Annotated in this window: 17 protein-coding genes; all 17 read left to right on the top strand. The window is 56.8% G+C overall.

Going from position 1 to position 17,585, the window contains the following annotated elements; translation table 11 throughout:
- Positions 1 to 2: 2 nt before the first annotated feature.
- The 17 genes from yidC (at position 3) to ABQX22_RS17030 (ending at position 17,581) form a co-directional block, all read left to right on the top strand.
- On the top strand, positions 3 to 1,685 hold the full coding sequence (gene yidC / locus ABQX22_RS17110) for a membrane protein insertase YidC (RefSeq protein WP_349801050.1): 1,683 nt from the start codon (positions 3 to 5) through the stop codon (positions 1,683 to 1,685).
- Positions 1,686 to 1,764: 79 nt separating this feature from the next.
- Positions 1,765 to 3,135, top strand: a complete 1,371-nt coding sequence (gene mnmE, locus ABQX22_RS17105) for a tRNA uridine-5-carboxymethylaminomethyl(34) synthesis GTPase MnmE (RefSeq protein ID WP_349801049.1) — start codon at positions 1,765 to 1,767, stop codon at positions 3,133 to 3,135.
- Between the two features lie 508 nt (positions 3,136 to 3,643).
- Entirely contained in the window at positions 3,644 to 5,539 is a 1,896-nt protein-coding gene (gene mnmG / locus ABQX22_RS17100) for a tRNA uridine-5-carboxymethylaminomethyl(34) synthesis enzyme MnmG (protein ID WP_441005302.1), read from the top strand.
- Between the two features lie 5 nt (positions 5,540 to 5,544).
- Entirely contained in the window at positions 5,545 to 6,180 is a 636-nt protein-coding gene (rsmG, locus tag ABQX22_RS17095) for a 16S rRNA (guanine(527)-N(7))-methyltransferase RsmG (protein ID WP_349801151.1), read from the top strand.
- Between the two features lie 19 nt (positions 6,181 to 6,199).
- Entirely contained in the window at positions 6,200 to 6,991 is a 792-nt protein-coding gene (locus tag ABQX22_RS17090) for a ParA family protein (RefSeq protein WP_349801047.1), read from the top strand.
- A 9-nt stretch (positions 6,992 to 7,000) separates the two neighbouring features.
- A complete protein-coding gene (locus ABQX22_RS17085; protein ID WP_349801046.1) occupies positions 7,001 to 7,873 on the top strand; it encodes a ParB/RepB/Spo0J family partition protein in 873 nt (290 codons plus the stop codon).
- Positions 7,874 to 8,019: 146 nt separating this feature from the next.
- A complete protein-coding gene (locus tag ABQX22_RS17080) occupies positions 8,020 to 8,427 on the top strand; it encodes a F0F1 ATP synthase subunit I (protein WP_349801045.1) in 408 nt (135 codons plus the stop codon).
- A gap of 16 nt (positions 8,428 to 8,443) precedes the next feature.
- Positions 8,444 to 9,313 carry a F0F1 ATP synthase subunit A gene (gene atpB, locus ABQX22_RS17075; RefSeq protein ID WP_349801044.1) on the top strand — a complete coding sequence of 290 codons (870 nt, stop codon included), beginning with the start codon at positions 8,444 to 8,446 and terminating at the stop codon, positions 9,311 to 9,313.
- A 137-nt stretch (positions 9,314 to 9,450) separates the two neighbouring features.
- On the top strand, positions 9,451 to 9,708 hold the full coding sequence (gene atpE / locus ABQX22_RS17070; protein WP_002555987.1) for a F0F1 ATP synthase subunit C: 258 nt from the start codon (positions 9,451 to 9,453) through the stop codon (positions 9,706 to 9,708).
- A gap of 57 nt (positions 9,709 to 9,765) precedes the next feature.
- On the top strand, positions 9,766 to 10,236 hold the full coding sequence (locus ABQX22_RS17065) for a F0F1 ATP synthase subunit B (protein WP_349801043.1): 471 nt from the start codon (positions 9,766 to 9,768) through the stop codon (positions 10,234 to 10,236).
- Between the two features lie 12 nt (positions 10,237 to 10,248).
- A complete protein-coding gene (locus tag ABQX22_RS17060) occupies positions 10,249 to 10,785 on the top strand; it encodes a F0F1 ATP synthase subunit delta (protein WP_349801042.1) in 537 nt (178 codons plus the stop codon).
- A 21-nt stretch (positions 10,786 to 10,806) separates the two neighbouring features.
- Entirely contained in the window at positions 10,807 to 12,351 is a 1,545-nt protein-coding gene (gene atpA, locus ABQX22_RS17055) for a F0F1 ATP synthase subunit alpha (RefSeq protein ID WP_349801041.1), read from the top strand.
- 50 nt (positions 12,352 to 12,401) lie between these two features.
- Positions 12,402 to 13,262, top strand: a complete 861-nt coding sequence (gene atpG, locus ABQX22_RS17050; RefSeq protein WP_349801040.1) for a F0F1 ATP synthase subunit gamma — start codon at positions 12,402 to 12,404, stop codon at positions 13,260 to 13,262.
- Positions 13,263 to 13,289: 27 nt separating this feature from the next.
- Positions 13,290 to 14,666, top strand: coding sequence for a F0F1 ATP synthase subunit beta (gene atpD, locus ABQX22_RS17045; RefSeq protein WP_349801039.1), 1,377 nt, complete (start codon positions 13,290 to 13,292; stop codon positions 14,664 to 14,666).
- 45 nt (positions 14,667 to 14,711) lie between these two features.
- A complete protein-coding gene (locus ABQX22_RS17040) occupies positions 14,712 to 15,137 on the top strand; it encodes a F0F1 ATP synthase subunit epsilon (RefSeq protein ID WP_043192055.1) in 426 nt (141 codons plus the stop codon).
- 122 nt (positions 15,138 to 15,259) lie between these two features.
- A complete protein-coding gene (gene glmU, locus ABQX22_RS17035) occupies positions 15,260 to 16,627 on the top strand; it encodes a bifunctional UDP-N-acetylglucosamine diphosphorylase/glucosamine-1-phosphate N-acetyltransferase GlmU (protein ID WP_349801038.1) in 1,368 nt (455 codons plus the stop codon).
- 186 nt (positions 16,628 to 16,813) lie between these two features.
- Positions 16,814 to 17,581 (top strand): DeoR/GlpR family DNA-binding transcription regulator, encoded by a 768-nt coding sequence (locus ABQX22_RS17030; RefSeq protein WP_349801037.1) that lies wholly within the window; start codon positions 16,814 to 16,816, stop codon positions 17,579 to 17,581.
- Positions 17,582 to 17,585: the final 4 nt, after the last annotated feature.

Raw genomic sequence — 17,585 nt, 5'->3', positions numbered from 1 at the left:
TCATGGATATTAAACGCACGATCCTGATCGTCGCCCTGGCAATCGTGTCCTACGTCATGGTCCTGAAATGGAACCAGGACTACGGTCAGGCTGCCTTGCCGACTCAGAATGTTGCCGCCAACACAAACACGTCCGCTCTACCGGATACCCCGTCAGGCACCAAGGCTTCAGCCAACGCTGATGTGCCAAGTGCTTCGGGTGAAGTGGCTGCGCCTACTGAAACGCCAGTAGCAGTCAGTAAGGACCTTATCCAGGTCAAAACAGACGTTCTTAATCTGGATATCGATCCTGTTGGTGGTGATGTCGTGCAACTGCGGTTGCCGCTTTACCCTCGTCGCCAGGACCATCCTGACGTGCCTTTCCAGCTCTTCGATAACGGCGGCGAGCGTACCTTTCTTGCCCAGAGCGGGCTGACGGGAGCCAATGGCCCCGACGCACGCGGCACTGGACGTCCGGTTTACGTAAGCGCCCAGAAGAGCTATCAGCTGGCAGATGGGCAGAATGATCTGGTAGTCGACCTGAAATTCAGTGACGCCGGCGTCAACTACATCAAGCGCTTTACCCTCAAGCGCGGCTTGTACGACCTGACAGTCACTTACCTGATCGATAATCAGAGCGCCCAGCCCTGGAACGGCAACCTGTTCGCACAGCTCAAACGTGACGACAGTTCTGATCCCTCTTCTTCCACAGCGACTGGCACTGCGACGTATCTGGGCGCTGCCATGTGGACGGCATCCGAGCCGTACAAAAAAGTGTCGATGAAAGACATCGACAAGGGGCAGGTCAAGGAAACAGTGCAGGGCGGTTGGGTTGCCTGGCTTCAGCATTATTTCGTCACTGCCTGGATCCCGAATCACGCTGACAGCAACACGGTCACCACTCGCAAAGACAGTCAGGGCAACTACATCATTGGCTTCACCGGGCCTGCGCTGACGGTAGCGCCAGGCGCCAAGGCTGAGACCAATGCGACGCTGTATGCCGGTCCAAAAAGCCAGGCTGTGCTGAAAGAGTTGTCCCCAGGTCTGGAATTGACCGTCGACTACGGCATTCTGTGGTTCATTGCCCAGCCGATTTTCTGGCTGCTGCAACATATCCACGCCATTGTCGGTAACTGGGGCTGGTCGATTATCTTCCTGACCATGCTTATCAAGGGGCTCTTCTTCCCGCTGTCCGCTGCCAGCTACAGATCCATGGCCCGGATGCGCGCAGTTGCTCCGAAGCTTGCGATACTCAAAGAGCAACATGGCGACGATCGCCAGAAGCTTTCGCAATCGATGATGGAGCTGTACAAGAAGGAAAAGATCAACCCGCTGGGTGGATGCTTACCGATTCTGGTGCAGATGCCGGTATTCCTGTCGTTGTACTGGGTGTTGCTTGAAAGTGTCGAGATGCGTCAGGCTCCGTGGTTGCTGTGGATAACTGACCTGTCCATCAAAGATCCGTTCTTCATCCTGCCGATCATCATGGGTGCAACCATGTTCATCCAGCAGCGGCTGAATCCAACGCCTCCGGATCCGATGCAGGCGAAGGTCATGAAGCTGATGCCTATCATCTTCACATTCTTCTTCCTCTGGTTCCCGGCCGGTCTGGTGCTGTACTGGGTTGTGAACAACACCCTGTCCATCACTCAGCAGTGGTACATCACTCGCGGTATCGAAGCCAAGGCTAAAAAAGCCGAAGCTTGATCTAGCCTGTGAATAAGTCATTCAGGACGCCCCCTTAGTGGGGCGTTTTGCTATCTGTCATTCCTTCAGGAGCCGGACAATGAACGTCCCTCGTGAAACCATTGCCGCTATAGCGACCGCCCAAGGCCGTGGTGGCGTTGGCATTGTGCGCATCTCCGGCCCGATAGCGGCAGCTGCAGCGCTTCAGATTCTTGGCAAAACGCCAACGCCGCGTTATGCGCACTACGGTCCGTTTCGCGACACGCGCAACGAGGTGATTGACGAAGGCATCGCGCTGTATTTCCCTGGCCCCAACTCTTTCACAGGCGAGGATGTGCTGGAGCTTCAAGGTCATGGCGGTCCAGTGGTACTGGACATGCTGCTGCAACGTTGCGTGCAATTAGGCTGCAGACTGGCTAGGCCTGGAGAGTTCAGTGAGCGAGCGTTCCTCAATGACAAGCTGGACCTTGCCCAGGCAGAGGCCATCGCCGATCTCATTGAGGCCAGCTCTGCCCAAGCCGCTCGCAATGCATTGAGATCGCTTCAGGGCGCTTTTTCCCAGCGTGTGGATAAGCTCACCGAAAAGCTCATCAGCCTACGCATCTACGTTGAAGCAGCGATCGACTTCCCGGAAGAGGAAATCGATTTTCTGGCAGACGGTCATGTGCTGGCCATGCTCGATGAGGTTCGCCAGTACTTATCTACAGTTGAGGCGGAGGCCAGTCAGGGTGCTTTGTTGCGCGACGGTATGACGGTGGTTATTGCAGGCAGGCCTAACGCGGGCAAATCCAGCTTGCTCAATGCGCTGGCCGGACGGGAGGCAGCCATCGTCACAGAGATCGCCGGCACTACCCGTGACATTCTCCGTGAACATATCCACATCGATGGCATGCCATTGCATGTGGTGGATACCGCAGGTTTGCGCGACACCGAAGACCAGGTTGAAAAAATCGGCGTCGAGCGTGCCCTAAAGGCTATCGGTGAGGCTGATCGTATCCTGCTGGTTGTCGACGCCACTGCGCCGGAAGCCACTGATCCATTCGCGTTATGGCCAGAATTTCTACAACAGCGACCGGATCCCGCCCAGGTGACCTTGATCCGAAATAAGGCCGACATAAGCGGTGACCCGGTCGGCATCGAAGTCGGTGCAGATGGCCACGTCACGATTAACCTGAGTGCGAAAGCAGGCGGCGAAGGCCTTGAGCTGCTCCGGGACCACCTGAAGGCCTGTATGGGTTACGAGCAGACCTCTGAAAGCAGCTTCAGCGCCCGCAGGCGTCATCTTGATGCGTTGCGCCGGGCTAGTACATCGCTCGAGCACGGCCGGTCACAGCTAACCCTGGCTGGGGCGGGTGAGCTACTGGCTGAGGATTTGCGCGTGGCCCAACAGTCGCTGGGAGAAATCACCGGCGCCTTTACCTCCGACGACCTCTTGGGCAGAATTTTCTCCAGCTTCTGCATCGGCAAGTAGCAAGCCTTCCTCAAACTGGCCATTGCTTCGATGGCCTGCCTCCCTTTACCGCAAATGTGCCCTCGATGCTCACGCATCGCAGGGGCGCATAGCCCTGCGTGCGACTAAATTCATCCGTAAATCGGTAGGGTGAGCTCTGTGTATAACTACCCTTCAGCTAGGTTGATAACCAACCTTGAAAACGGAGGATAAAGTCTCCTGTGCATAACCTGCCGTTTAATCCACAGGCTTAAGCCGGTTATCCAGTGGCCTTATGAGCGGGTGGACACAGGGTTTTAAATCTCTGTACGCACAGTATCATAAGACCTGCAGCGTTCTATCCACAGAAAGGGTATGCAGTAAGAGTAATAACAAAAACAAAGATTTAATAAGATTTTTTCTTTTTAATTTCTATTAGCGCCATTCATCCACAGCTGGTTAAATTTTGCGCAACGGGTTCCTTTCAGGGGGGGTAAGTCCCTATACTTGCCGCCGATTCCAATTACCCAAATAAACAGGCACGAGGTGCGTGGTGGATTTCCCTTCCCGTTTTGAAGTGATCGTCATCGGTGGCGGTCATGCCGGTACCGAGGCAGCACTGGCGTCTGCACGCATGGGTGCAAAAACCCTGCTGCTGACACATAACGTGGAAACCCTCGGGCAAATGAGCTGCAACCCTGCGATTGGCGGCATCGGCAAGAGCCACCTGGTCAAGGAAATCGACGCGCTTGGCGGCGCGATGGCGACTGCAACCGATCTTGGCGGGATTCAGTTCCGTGTCCTGAACAGTCGCAAAGGCCCCGCCGTACGAGCGACCCGCGCTCAAGCTGATCGTGTCCTGTACAAGGCCGCTATCCGCGAGATCATCGAGAACCAGCCAAACCTGTGGATTTTCCAGCAGGCGTGCGACGACCTGATCGTTGAACAAGGCGAGGTCAAAGGCGTGGTCACTCAAATGGGCCTGCGTTTCATGGCCGATTCGGTGGTGTTGACGACAGGCACGTTCCTTGGCGGACTTATCCACATCGGAATGCAGAACTATTCCGGTGGCCGTGCTGGCGACCCGCCGTCGATTGCGCTGGCCCATCGTCTACGCGAGCTTCCACTGCGCGTCGGCCGCCTGAAGACAGGCACACCGCCACGTATCGACGGTCGCTCGGTGGATTTCTCGGTCATGACCGAGCAGCCAGGCGACACGCCGATTCCGGTCATGTCGTTCATGGGTTCCAAAGAACAGCATCCTGCGCAGGTCAGTTGCTGGATTACCCATACGAACGCACGTACCCATGAAATCATTGCAGCCAACCTGGATCGTTCGCCCATGTATTCGGGCGTTATCGAAGGCGTAGGTCCGCGTTATTGCCCTTCGATCGAAGACAAGATCCATCGCTTTGCGGACAAGGAAAGCCATCAGGTCTTCATCGAGCCGGAAGGGCTCAATACCCACGAGCTGTACCCGAACGGCATCTCGACCTCTCTGCCCTTCGACGTTCAGTTACAGATCGTCCGTTCGATTCAGGGTATGGAAAATGCCCACATCGTTCGTCCCGGGTATGCAATCGAATATGACTACTTCGATCCGCGGGATCTGAAGCACAGCCTTGAAACCAAAGTGATCGCCGGGCTGTTCTTCGCCGGGCAGATCAATGGCACAACCGGGTACGAAGAAGCGGGAGCGCAAGGCCTGCTTGCAGGTGCCAATGCTGCGCTTCGTGCCAAGGGCAGGGAAAGTTGGTGCCCTCGTCGCGATGAGGCGTACATCGGGGTGCTGGTCGATGACCTGATTACCCTTGGTACCCAAGAGCCGTACCGCATGTTTACCTCTCGCGCTGAGTACCGATTGATTCTGCGTGAAGACAACGCAGACCTGCGCCTGACCGAAAAGGGCCGCGAGTTGGGTCTGGTGGACGATGTGCGTTGGGCGGCTTTCTGCACCAAGCGTGAAAGCATTGAACGGGAGGAGCAGCGTCTTAAATCGACCTGGATCCGTCCGGGTACTCCCCAGGGTGATGCAGTGTCAGCGCACTTCGGCACGCCACTGACCCATGAATACAACCTGCTCAACCTGCTGACACGTCCGGAAATCGACTACGCGGGACTCGTTTCGCTCACCGGCGAAGGGTGCATCGATCCGCAGGTTGCCGAGCAGGTCGAAATCAAAACCAAATACGCCGGTTACATTGATCGCCAGCAGGACGAGATCGCCAGGTTACGGGCGAGCGAAGACACTCGGCTGCCTGTGGATATCGATTACACGAGCATTTCCGGGCTGTCCAAAGAGATTCAAGGCAAGCTGGGGATAACTCGGCCGGAGACTTTAGGGCAGGCGTCTCGTATTCCCGGTGTTACCCCGGCGGCTATTTCGCTGTTGATGATTCATTTGAAAAAACGCGGCGCGGGCCGTCAGTTGGAGCAAAGCGCTTGAGTTCTATGGTCACCCCGCAGCATGCAGAAGAACTGACCCACGGTGCCCGCGAACTGGGCGTTGACCTGACAGAAGGCCAGCACGAACGACTGCTGGCTTATCTGGCGCTTTTGATCAAATGGAACAAGGCCTACAACCTGACTGCGGTGCGTGATCCCGATGAAATGGTTTCACGGCATCTGCTCGACAGTCTGAGCGTGATGGCCTTCATCGCGGGTCCTCGCTGGCTCGACGTTGGCAGTGGCGGCGGAATGCCTGGAATTCCCATGGCCATTCTGTTCCCTGAGAGCAGGATCACAGTGCTGGACAGCAACGGCAAAAAGACGCGCTTTCTGACCCAGGTCAAACTCGAGCTGAAGCTCGACAACCTGGAAGTTATCCACAGCCGCGCAGAAGCGTTTCAACCCGAGCAGCCGTTCTCGGGAATCATTTCGCGTGCGTTCAGCAGTCTTGAGGACTTCACCCAATGGACCCGGCACATGGGCGACGAGCAAACCCGTTGGCTGGCGATGAAGGGTCTGCATCCCGCCGATGAACTGGTAGCATTGCCGCCAGACTTTCGCCTCGACAGTACGCAGGCCTTGGCCGTTCCGGGTTGCCAAGGGCAACGCCATCTGCTGATACTGCGCCGCACGGCTTGACAGGGAACACACGCAAAGAATGGCTAAGGTATTCGCGATAGCGAACCAGAAAGGTGGTGTGGGCAAAACCACCACCTGCATCAACCTCGCAGCTTCACTGGTCGCCACCAAGCGGCGGGTGTTGCTGATCGATCTCGATCCTCAGGGCAATGCCACGATGGGCAGCGGTGTGGATAAACACGCCCTCGAAAATTCCATCTATGACGTGCTGATTGGGGAATGCGATCTTGGCCAGGCCATGCATTTCTCCGAACACGGCGGTTATCAACTGCTGCCGGCCAACCGGGATCTGACGGCTGCAGAAGTCGTCCTGTTGGAAATGCAGATGAAGGAAAGCCGCCTGCGCAGTGCCTTGGCGCCTATCCGCGAGAACTACGATTACATCCTGATTGACTGTCCGCCCTCGCTTTCGATGCTGACGCTCAATGCGCTGGTCGCTGCCGACGGCGTGATCATCCCCATGCAGTGCGAATATTTTGCCCTCGAAGGGCTGAGCGACCTTGTGGATAACATCAAGCGGATCGCTCAGTTGCTCAATCCCCAGTTGAAGATCGAAGGCCTGCTGCGAACCATGTATGACCCGCGGTTGAGTCTGATCAATGATGTGTCCGCACAACTCAAAGAGCACTTCGGCGAGCAGCTGTATGACACAGTGATTCCGCGCAATATTCGCCTGGCCGAGGCACCAAGCTTTGGGATGCCGGCGCTGGCTTACGACAAGACATCTCGCGGTGCGTTGGCCTACCTGGCTTTGGCGGGCGAGATGGTTCGCCGTCAGCGTCGCAACACTCGCACTGCTCAGCCCACTTAAGGAAATCCCATGGCCGTCAAGAAACGAGGACTCGGGCGTGGGCTGGATGCGCTTCTGAGCAGTCCAACCGTCAGCTCCCTGGAAGAACAGGCCACCAAGGCTGATCAGCGTGAGTTGCAGCACATTGCGCTGGACCTGATTCAACGTGGCAAGTATCAGCCGCGCCGTGACATGGATCCTCAAGCGCTTGAAGAGCTCGCGCTGTCGATCAAGGCGCAGGGCGTCATGCAGCCGATCGTCGTGCGCCCCGTCGGCGACAATCGATTCGAAATCATTGCGGGCGAGCGCCGCTGGCGGGCCAGTCAACAGGCAGGGATCGATACCATCCCCGCGATGGTTCGAGATGTTCCCGACGAAACCGCCATCGCCATGGCGTTGATCGAGAATATCCAGCGCGAAGACCTGAACCCGATTGAAGAAGCCGTGGCGCTCCAGCGTTTGCAGCAGGAGTTCCAGCTGACCCAGCAACAAGTCGCCGATGCTGTCGGCAAATCCAGGGTCAGTGTGGCCAACCTGCTACGCTTGATTGCGTTGCCTGAAGCCATCAAGACGATGATGTCCCACGGTGACCTGGAGATGGGTCATGCACGTGCTCTGCTGGGTTTGCCGGAAGATCAGCAGGTCGAAGGGGCGCGACACGTTGTCGCACGTGCCCTCACTGTGCGCCAGACCGAAGCACTTGTGCGTCAGTGGCTGAGCGGTAAACAGGAGCCTGCAGCACCGGCAAAACCGGACCCTGATATCAGTCGGCTGGAACAGCGACTCGCCGAGCGGCTAGGCTCTGCGGTGCAGATTCGTCACGGTCAGAAGGGAAAGGGCCAGTTGGTCATTCGTTATAACTCACTGGATGAGTTGCAAGGCGTCCTCGCTCACATCCGCTGAAACAATTGCCCTGTAGCGTGTAGTCGGAAATCACTACCCGGCAGTTGAATAGGGACTTAACCGCCCCTATACTCTGCGCGCATTTTGTCGGCACAAATTATGCCAAGTTATTGATTTTGGCGGCCGACGCTCCGGGAGCAGTAGTGATGGAAACACGCACGCCAAACAGGTTGCCATTCCATCGCCTGGCAGTATTTCCGGTTTTACTGGCTCAAGGTGTCGTCGTGTTGCTCGCTGCTTTGGCGCTGTGGCAATGGCACGGAGTCGTAGCTGGGTATTCAGGGCTGTGCGGGGGCCTGATAGCGTGGCTGCCCAATATGTACTTTGCTCATAAGGCGTTCCGGTTTACCGGGGCCAGAGCCGCTCAAGCCATCGTCCGGTCTTTTTATGCCGGCGAGGCGGGCAAACTGATTTTTACGGCAGTGCTGTTTGCACTGACGTTCGCAGGAGTGAAGCCGCTGGCGCCGCTGGCGGTCTTTGGCGTGTTCATACTGACCCAGTTGGTCAGCTGGTTCGCACCCCTGCTTATGAAAACAAGACTTTCGAGACCTTAGGGCGTTTGAGGCAACCATGGCAGAGCAAACAGCTTCGGGCTATATCCAGCACCACTTGCAGAACTTGACCTATGGTCATTTGCCAGACGGCAGTTGGGGCTTCGCCCACTCCGCAGCAGAAGCAAAAGAAATGGGCTTTTGGGCATTCCACCTCGATACATTGGGTTGGTCGGTCGCACTGGGTCTGATCTTTGTATTGATTTTCCGTATGGTCGCTAAAAAGGCCACGTCCGGTCAGCCGGGCGCTCTTCAAAACTTCGTTGAAGTCATGGTCGAGTTCGTCGATGGCAGCGTGAAAGACAGCTTCCACGGTCGCAGTGCCGTGATTGCACCGCTGGCGCTGACGATTTTCGTCTGGGTCTTCCTGATGAACGCCATCGACCTCATCCCGGTCGACTGGATTCCTCAGTTGGCCATCATGATTTCCGGCGACCACCACATTCCGTTCCGCGCTGTGTCGACTACCGACCCTAACGCAACCATCGGTATGGCGCTGTCAGTCTTCGCCCTCATCATTTTCTACAGCATCAAGGTCAAGGGTATCGGCGGTTTCATCGGCGAGTTGACCCTGCACCCGTTCGGCAGCAAGAACATTCTGGTTCAGGCGCTACTGATTCCGGTGAACTTCCTGCTTGAATTCGTGACTCTGATCGCCAAACCGGTTTCTCTGGCACTGCGTCTTTTCGGCAACATGTACGCAGGCGAACTGGTGTTCATCCTGATCGCGGTCATGTTCGGCAGTGGCCTGCTCTGGCTGAGCGGTCTGGGCGTTATTCTGCAGTGGGCGTGGGCTGTGTTCCACATCCTGATCATCACCCTGCAAGCGTTCATCTTCATGATGCTGACCATCGTCTATCTTTCGATGGCTCACGAAGATAACCATTAAGACTCGCCTGGCGTGTCTGATGATCCCCTCGCTAAGGTGAGGGGGTGCCCGCGAGGGCTTGATGCATGAAACGATTTTGCTTTACCGCTTTAATCTAAAAAAACCTAACCAATACGACGTAAAAGTCGGGAGGAAAGATGGAAACTGTAGTTGGTCTAACTGCTATCGCTGTTGCACTGCTGATCGGCCTGGGCGCACTGGGTACTGCAATCGGTTTCGGCTTGCTGGGCGGTAAATTCCTGGAAGGCGCAGCGCGTCAACCAGAAATGGTTCCAATGCTGCAAGTTAAAATGTTCATCGTGGCTGGTCTGCTCGACGCCGTAACCATGATCGGTGTTGGTATCGCTCTGTTCTTCACTTTTGCGAACCCCTTCGTTGGTCAACTCGCTGGCTGATCACTCGAATTGTCGAGTTGATTGGTGTGATGGACAACGAACGAGCGAGGTGTTGGCGTGAACATTAATGCAACCCTGATTGGCCAGTCCGTTGCGTTCTTCATTTTTGTGCTGTTCTGCATGAAGTTCGTATGGCCTCCGGTCATCGCGGCTTTGCACGAACGTCAGAAGAAGATTGCGGATGGATTGGACGCTGCCAGCCGAGCAGCTCGCGACCTGGAGTTGGCCCAAGATAAAGCGGGTCAACAACTGCGCGAAGCGAAATCTCAGGCAGCTGAAATCATTGAGCAGAGCAAGAAACGCGGTACTCAGATTGTTGACGAAGCCCGAGAACAGGCTCGCGTCGAAGCTGACCGCATCAAGGCTCAGGCTCAGGCCGAGATCGAGCAGGAACTGAACGGCGTCAAAGACGCGCTGCGCGCCCAACTGGGTAGCCTGGCAGTCAATGGCGCAGAGAAGATCCTGGGTGCCACAATCGATCAAAACGCGCACGCGGAGCTGGTTAACAAACTGGCTGCTGAAATTTAAGCGAGGGCGATCATGGCAGAACTGACCACGTTGGCCCGACCTTACGCTAAGGCAGCCTTCGAGCATGCACAGACGCACCAGCAGCTGGCCAATTGGTCAGCCATGCTCGGCCTGGCTGCTGCAGTGTCGCAAGACGACACTATGCAGCGCATGCTCAAGGCCCCGCGACTGACGAGCGCAGACAAGGCCGCCACTTTTATTGAAGTGTGCGGCGACAAGTTCGATGCCAAGGCACAGAATTTCATCCAGGTCGTTGCAGAAAACGACCGTCTCCCGCTTTTGCCGGAGATCTCCGAGCTGTTCGACCTGTACAAGGCCGAGCAGGAAAAATCGGTAGATGTGGATGTGACCAGTGCTTTTGCATTGAACCAAGAACAGCAAGACAAACTCGCCAAGGTTCTCAGTGCACGGCTCGGCCGGGAAGTGCGCCTGCACGCTGCGGAGGATGCCACCCTTATTGGTGGTGTCATCATCCGCGCCGGCGACCTGGTTATCGATGGCTCAGTTCGCGGCAAACTCGCGCAACTAGCCGAAGCATTGAAATCTTGAGTTTGAAGGGGCAGCAGAGCAATGCAGCAACTCAATCCTTCCGAAATAAGTGAAATCATCAAGGGTCGCATCGACAAGCTCGATGTAACCTCCCAAGCCCGTAACGAAGGTACTGTCGTCAGCGTGTCTGACGGTATCGTTCGGATCCACGGTCTCGCCGACGTTATGTACGGCGAAATGATCGAGTTTCCGGGCGGCGTCTTCGGTATGGCGCTCAACCTTGAGCAAGACTCTGTAGGCGCCGTTGTATTGGGCTCCTACCAGACTCTGGCTGAAGGCATGAGCGCCAAGTGCACTGGCCGCATCCTGGAAGTTCCGGTTGGTAAGGAACTGCTGGGTCGCGTAGTCGACGCACTGGGTAATCCTGTCGATGGCAAAGGTCCGCTGAACAACACCGAGACTGATGCTGTAGAGAAAGTCGCACCGGGCGTTATCTGGCGTAAGTCGGTAGACCAGCCTGTACAGACTGGCTACAAGGCTGTCGATGCCATGATCCCTGTCGGCCGTGGCCAGCGTGAGCTGATCATCGGTGACCGTCAGATCGGTAAAACCGCTCTGGCGATCGACGCGATCATCAACCAGAAGAACAGCGGCATTTTCTGCGTATACGTAGCAATCGGTCAGAAGCAATCGACCATCGCCAACGTGGTTCGCAAGCTGGAAGAAAACGGCGCCCTGGCCAACACGATCATCGTGGCTGCCAGTGCTTCCGAATCTCCAGCGCTGCAGTTCCTGGCACCGTACTCCGGTTGCACCATGGGCGAATACTTCCGCGACCGCGGTGAAGACGCGCTGATCGTTTATGACGATCTGTCCAAGCAAGCAGTGGCTTACCGCCAGATTTCCCTGCTGCTGCGCCGTCCACCAGGCCGTGAAGCTTACCCAGGCGACGTGTTCTATCTCCACTCCCGTCTGCTGGAGCGCGCATCCCGCGTTTCTGAAGAGTACGTAGAGAAGTTCACCAACGGCGCAGTGACCGGCAAAACCGGTTCGCTGACTGCACTGCCGATCATCGAAACCCAGGCGGGCGACGTTTCCGCGTTCGTTCCGACCAACGTGATCTCGATCACTGACGGTCAGATCTTCCTGGAATCGGCCATGTTCAACTCCGGCATCCGTCCGGCAGTGAACGCCGGTGTTTCGGTATCCCGTGTGGGTGGTGCCGCTCAGACCAAGATCATCAAGAAGCTTTCCGGTGGTATCCGTACCGCTCTGGCTCAGTACCGTGAACTGGCTGCATTCGCCCAGTTTGCTTCTGACCTGGACGAAGCGACCCGCAAGCAGCTTGAACATGGTCAGCGTGTTACCGAGCTGATGAAGCAGAAGCAATACGCGCCAATGTCGATTGCTGACATGTCGCTGTCGCTGTATGCCGCTGAGCGTGGGTTCCTGACTGACGTCGAAATCGCCAAAATTGGCAGCTTTGAACAAGCGCTGATTGCTTACTTCAACCGCGATCACGCCGATTTGATGGCGAAGATCAACGTGAAGGGTGACTTCAACGACGAAATCGATTCTGGCCTCAAGGCTGGCATCGAGAAGTTCAAGGCCACCCAAACCTGGTAAGCCGCAGCGGGGGTCGAGAGGCCCCCGCTTGCTAACCTGATAGGTGTTACATGGCAGGCGCAAAAGAGATTCGCAGTAAGATTGCGAGCATCAAAAGCACGCAAAAGATCACCAGCGCCATGGAAAAAGTGGCGGTCAGCAAAATGCGCAAGGCTCAAATGCGCATGGCAGCTAGCCGTCCCTACGCGGAGCGTATCCGCCAGGTCATCGGTCATCTTGCCAACGCTAACCCGGAATACCGCCACCCTTTCATGATCGAGCGCCCAGTAAAGCGTGTCGGTTATGTCGTAGTGAGCAGTGACCGTGGTCTGTGTGGTGGCTTGAATACCAACCTGTTCAAGGCTTTGGTCAAGGACATGGCGAAGAACCGTGAAAACGGCGTAGAGATCGATCTGTGCGTGGTCGGCAGCAAAGGTGCGGCGTTTTTCCGCAACTTCGGCGGTAACGTCGTCGCTGCGATCAGCCACTTGGGCGAAGAGCCGTCGATCAATGATTTGATTGGCAGCGTCAAGGTGATGCTGGATGCCTACCTGGATGGCCGGATTGATCGCCTGTCCGTGGTATCCAACAAGTTCATCAACACCATGACCCAGCAACCAACGGTCGAGCAATTGATTCCGTTGGTGGCCACCCAGGATCAAGAACTCAAGCACCACTGGGATTATCTGTACGAACCCGACGCCAAGGAGCTGCTGGATGGCTTGATGGTACGTTACGTGGAGTCGCAGGTTTATCAGGCGGTGGTCGAGAACAACGCAGCCGAACAGGCCGCGCGGATGATCGCGATGAAGAACGCCACAGACAACGCCGGTGATTTGATCAGCGATTTGCAGCTGATCTACAACAAGGCGCGTCAGGCAGCGATCACCCAAGAGATCTCGGAAATCGTCGGCGGCGCTGCCGCGGTTTAACGGTTCAAAATTCAGAGGAACCAGCTAATGAGTAGCGGACGTATCGTTCAAATCATCGGCGCCGTGATCGACGTGGAATTCCCACGCGATAGCGTACCGAGCATCTACAACGCGCTGAAGGTACAAGGCGCGGAAACCACTCTCGAAGTCCAGCAGCAGCTGGGCGACGGCGTGGTTCGTACCATTGCAATGGGTTCGACCGAAGGCTTGAAGCGCGGTCTGGACGTTATCGACAGCGGCGCAGCCATTTCGGTACCGGTCGGTAAAGCGACCCTGGGCCGTATCATGGACGTCCTCGGTAACCCAATCGACGAAGCCGGCCCGATCGAAACCGAAGAGCGCTGGGGCATTCACCGTCCAGCACCTTCGTTCGCAGAACAGGCAGGCGGCAACGACCTGCTGGAAACCGGCATCAAGGTTATCGACCTGGTTTGCCCGTTTGCCAAAGGCGGTAAGGTGGGTCTGTTCGGTGGTGCCGGTGTCGGCAAGACCGTAAACATGATGGAGCTGATCCGTAACATCGCCATCGAACACAGCGGTTACTCCGTGTTCGCTGGTGTGGGCGAGCGTACCCGTGAGGGTAACGACTTCTACCACGAGATGAAGGACTCCAACGTTCTGGACAAAGTGGCACTGGTTTACGGTCAGATGAACGAGCCGCCGGGTAACCGTCTGCGCGTAGCACTGACCGGCCTGACCATGGCCGAGAAGTTCCGTGACGAAGGTAACGACGTACTGTTGTTCGTTGACAACATCTACCGTTACACACTGGCCGGTACTGAAGTATCCGCACTGCTGGGCCGTATGCCTTCGGCAGTAGGCTACCAGCCGACCCTGGCCGAAGAGATGGGCGTGCTGCAAGAGCGCATCACTTCGACCAAAGAAGGTTCGATCACCTCGATCCAGGCGGTATACGTACCGGCGGATGACTTGACCGACCCGTCGCCAGCGACCACTTTCGCCCACTTGGACGCCACGGTCGTTCTTTCCCGTGACATCGCTTCCCTGGGTATCTACCCGGCGGTCGATCCACTGGATTCGACTTCGCGTCAGCTGGACCCGAACGTGATCGGCCAGGAGCACTACGACACCGCTCGCGGCGTTCAGTATGTGCTGCAGCGTTACAAAGAGCTGAAAGACATCATTGCGATCCTGGGTATGGACGAACTGTCGGAAACCGACAAGCAGTTGGTATCCCGCGCTCGTAAGATCCAGCGCTTCCTGTCGCAGCCGTTCTTCGTGGCTGAAGTCTTCACCGGTGCTTCGGGTAAATACGTTTCCCTGAAAGACACTATTGCTGGCTTCAAAGGCATCCTCAACGGCGACTACGACCACCTGCCAGAACAAGCGTTCTATATGGTGGGCGGCATCGAAGAAGCCATCGAGAAAGCCAAGAAACTGTAACCCCCGGCGCCCGGCGACGGGCGCTAATCAGGTTGAGGCAGGCAAATGGCTATGACAGTCCATTGCGACATCGTCAGTGCGGAAGGAGAAATTTTCTCCGGTCTGGTCGAGATGGTGATTGCGCACGGTAACCTGGGTGATATCGGTATCGCTCCAGGTCACGCGCCGCTGATCACAGATCTGAAACCCGGTCCTATCCGTCTGATCAAGCAGGGTGGAGAAGCCGAGGTGTTCTACATCTCCGGTGGTTTCCTTGAGGTTCAACCGAACATGGTCAAAGTGCTTGCCGATACTGTGCAACGCGCTGCTGACCTGGACGAGGCCTCTGCTCAGGAAGCCGTCAAGGCTGCCGAGAAAGCCCTGAACGAGAAAGGCGCGGATTTCGACTACGGATCTGCCGCGGCACGTCTGGCCGAGGCTGCAGCTCAGCTGCGCACCGTCCAGCAAATTCGTAAGAAATTCGGCGGCTAACGTCGTCGGTTTCGATACGTGATTGAGTAAAAGGGTAGCCTCGGCTACCCTTTTTCTTTTTTCAGAATCAGCCCGGCCAGGTTCACCCCCAGCCTGTGGCTTCCTCGGTTGGAATCCCCTTCATGTCTCTCGATATCGTCATTCTCGCCGCAGGCCAGGGCACACGTATGCGTTCGGCGTTGCCGAAGGTCCTTCACCCTGTGGCTGGTGATTCCATGCTCGGTCATGTTATCCACAGCGCCCGCCAGCTCAACCCGCAAGGGATACACGTGGTGATCGGCCATGGTGCCGACGCGGTGCGTGAACGGTTGGCCGCGGATGATCTGAATTTCGTGCTTCAGGACAAACAACTAGGCACAGGTCACGCGGTTGCTCAGGCGGTACCAGGGCTGACGGCCGATACGGTATTGATCCTCTACGGGGATGTGCCGCTGATTGAAGTCGAGACCCTGCAACGGCTTCTCACGCGGGTCAACCCGCAGCAGCTGGGGCTTTTGACCGTGACGTTGGACGATCCAACAGGCTACGGTCGTATCGTCCGTGATGAACAGGGCCAGGTCAGCGCCATTGTCGAGCACAAGGACGCGACAGATACTCAGCGAGCGATCACCGAAGGCAACACCGGCATCCTCGCGGTGCCCGGCAACCGCCTGGCTGACTGGTTGGGGCGACTGTCGAACAACAACGTGCAGGGCGAGTATTACCTGACAGACGTCATCGCCATGGCCGTCGGCGACGGCATGGTGGTAGCCACCGAGCAGCCCCACGACGCCATGGAAGTGCAAGGCGCGAACGACCGTAAGCAACTGGCGGAACTGGAGCGGCATTATCAACTACGAGAAGGTCGTCGGTTGATGGCACTCGGCGTCACCCTGCGTGATCCTTCACGCTTCGATGTCCGCGGGGACGTCACCGTGGGCCGGGACGTCATGATCGACATCAACGTCATCCTCGAAGGGCGCGTGGTGATCGAGGATGAGGTGAGCATCGGCCCCAACTGCGTCATCAAAGACAGCACGCTGCGCAAAGGCGCGGTGATCAAAGCCAACAGCCATCTGGACGGGGCAATTGTGGGCGAAGGCGCCGACGCAGGACCTTTCGCCCGGCTGCGTCCTGGCACCGTGCTGGACGCTCGCGCGCATGTGGGTAACTTTGTCGAACTGAAAAATGCGCACCTGGGCGAAGGCGCCAAGGCAGGTCACCTGACTTATCTGGGTGACGCCGTCGTTGGCGCCCGGACTAACATCGGTGCCGGGACCATCACGTGTAACTACGATGGTGCGAACAAACACAAAACGGTAATGGGGGAGGACGTGTTCATCGGCTCTAACAACTCGTTGGTCGCGCCTGTGGATATCTCTTCCGGCGCGACTACAGCGGCGGGTTCAACGATCACGCAGAATGTAGACCCTTCACAGTTGGCAGTCGCCCGTGCCCGTCAGCGCAACATCGACGGCTGGAAGCGTCCGGTCAAAATCAAAAAAGACTGAAGTTATCCACAGGGCAGTCCTTTGTAGGAGCGAACTTGTTCGTGAGAAAGTCTTAAGCCTGCACACAGTCTCTCCAACAAGGTGCCCCTACAAGCTCACTGCGTTTCTTACACTGCCACTTGACGAAAACCTTTCGATAGGTTTTTATTGCCTTCGTTATCTTTCGAAACGAAACTTAAGGCCGTCATGTCGAAGCGCAATACGCCCCAACGTCGCCACAACATCCTTGCGCTGCTCAACGAGCAGGGTGAGGTCAGTGTCGACGAGTTGGCCAAGCGCTTCGACACCTCGGAAGTGACCATCCGTAAGGACCTGGCAGCGCTGGAAAGCAATGGGCTGCTGCTCCGTCGCTATGGCGGCGCTGTCACCCTTCCGCAAGAATTGATTGGCGATGTCAGTCAGCCGATTTCCCTTTTTAAGCAAGCCATCGCCCGCGCTGCCGTCGGACGTATCCGCGAGCACGCACGCATCATCATCGACAGTGGCAGTACCACGGCCGCGATGATTCCCGAACTGGGCCTGCAGCCCGGGCTGGTGGTGATGACCAACTCATTGCCTGTGGCCAATGCCTTGGGCGAGCTTGAGCATGAGCCGGTATTGCTCATGACCGGCGGCACGTGGGACCCGCACTCTGAATCCTTCCAGGGGCAGGTGGCGGAACAGGTGCTGCGCTCATACGATTTCGATCAGTTGTTCATTGGCGCCGACGGTATTGACCTGGCGCGTGGCACTACCACGTTTAATGAACTGCTGGGCTTGAGTCGTGTGATGGCCGAGGTCGCCCGCGAAGTGATCGTGATGGTCGAGTCCGACAAGGTCGGTCGCAAGATTCCCAATCTGGAGCTGCCCTGGAGCAGCGTTCATACCCTCATTACCGATGATCGCCTGCCCCAAGCGGCACGCGAGCACATTCAGGCCCGCGGCATCACGTTGATATGCGCCGCTGTTTCCTAGGAGA

It is taken from the genome of Xanthomonas sp. WHRI 1810A, from assembly GCF_040202885.1.
In the GTDB taxonomy this organism is placed as follows: domain Bacteria; phylum Pseudomonadota; class Gammaproteobacteria; order Pseudomonadales; family Pseudomonadaceae; genus Aquipseudomonas.
Note: the sequence above shows the minus strand (reverse complement) of the source record. Positions and strands in the feature narration are given on the sequence as shown.

What these genes read in the sequence shown, in the direction of transcription:
- atpD (WP_349801039.1), top strand. Translation starts at nt 13,290, where the DNA reads ATGAGTAGCGGACGTATCGTTCAAATCATCGGCGCCGTGATCGACGTG.
- rsmG (WP_349801151.1), top strand. Translation starts at nt 5,545, where the DNA reads ATGGTCACCCCGCAGCATGCAGAAGAACTGACCCACGGTGCCCGCGAA.
- atpE (WP_002555987.1), top strand. Translation starts at nt 9,451, where the DNA reads ATGGAAACTGTAGTTGGTCTAACTGCTATCGCTGTTGCACTGCTGATC.
- atpA (WP_349801041.1), top strand. Translation starts at nt 10,807, where the DNA reads ATGCAGCAACTCAATCCTTCCGAAATAAGTGAAATCATCAAGGGTCGC.
- ABQX22_RS17030 (WP_349801037.1), top strand. Translation starts at nt 16,814, where the DNA reads ATGTCGAAGCGCAATACGCCCCAACGTCGCCACAACATCCTTGCGCTG.
- atpG (WP_349801040.1), top strand. Translation starts at nt 12,402, where the DNA reads ATGGCAGGCGCAAAAGAGATTCGCAGTAAGATTGCGAGCATCAAAAGC.
- ABQX22_RS17085 (WP_349801046.1), top strand. Translation starts at nt 7,001, where the DNA reads ATGGCCGTCAAGAAACGAGGACTCGGGCGTGGGCTGGATGCGCTTCTG.
- ABQX22_RS17090 (WP_349801047.1), top strand. Translation starts at nt 6,200, where the DNA reads ATGGCTAAGGTATTCGCGATAGCGAACCAGAAAGGTGGTGTGGGCAAA.
- ABQX22_RS17060 (WP_349801042.1), top strand. Translation starts at nt 10,249, where the DNA reads ATGGCAGAACTGACCACGTTGGCCCGACCTTACGCTAAGGCAGCCTTC.
- mnmE (WP_349801049.1), top strand. Translation starts at nt 1,765, where the DNA reads ATGAACGTCCCTCGTGAAACCATTGCCGCTATAGCGACCGCCCAAGGC.
- glmU (WP_349801038.1), top strand. Translation starts at nt 15,260, where the DNA reads ATGTCTCTCGATATCGTCATTCTCGCCGCAGGCCAGGGCACACGTATG.
- ABQX22_RS17080 (WP_349801045.1), top strand. Translation starts at nt 8,020, where the DNA reads ATGGAAACACGCACGCCAAACAGGTTGCCATTCCATCGCCTGGCAGTA.
- yidC (WP_349801050.1), top strand. Translation starts at nt 3, where the DNA reads ATGGATATTAAACGCACGATCCTGATCGTCGCCCTGGCAATCGTGTCC.
- ABQX22_RS17040 (WP_043192055.1), top strand. Translation starts at nt 14,712, where the DNA reads ATGGCTATGACAGTCCATTGCGACATCGTCAGTGCGGAAGGAGAAATT.
- atpB (WP_349801044.1), top strand. Translation starts at nt 8,444, where the DNA reads ATGGCAGAGCAAACAGCTTCGGGCTATATCCAGCACCACTTGCAGAAC.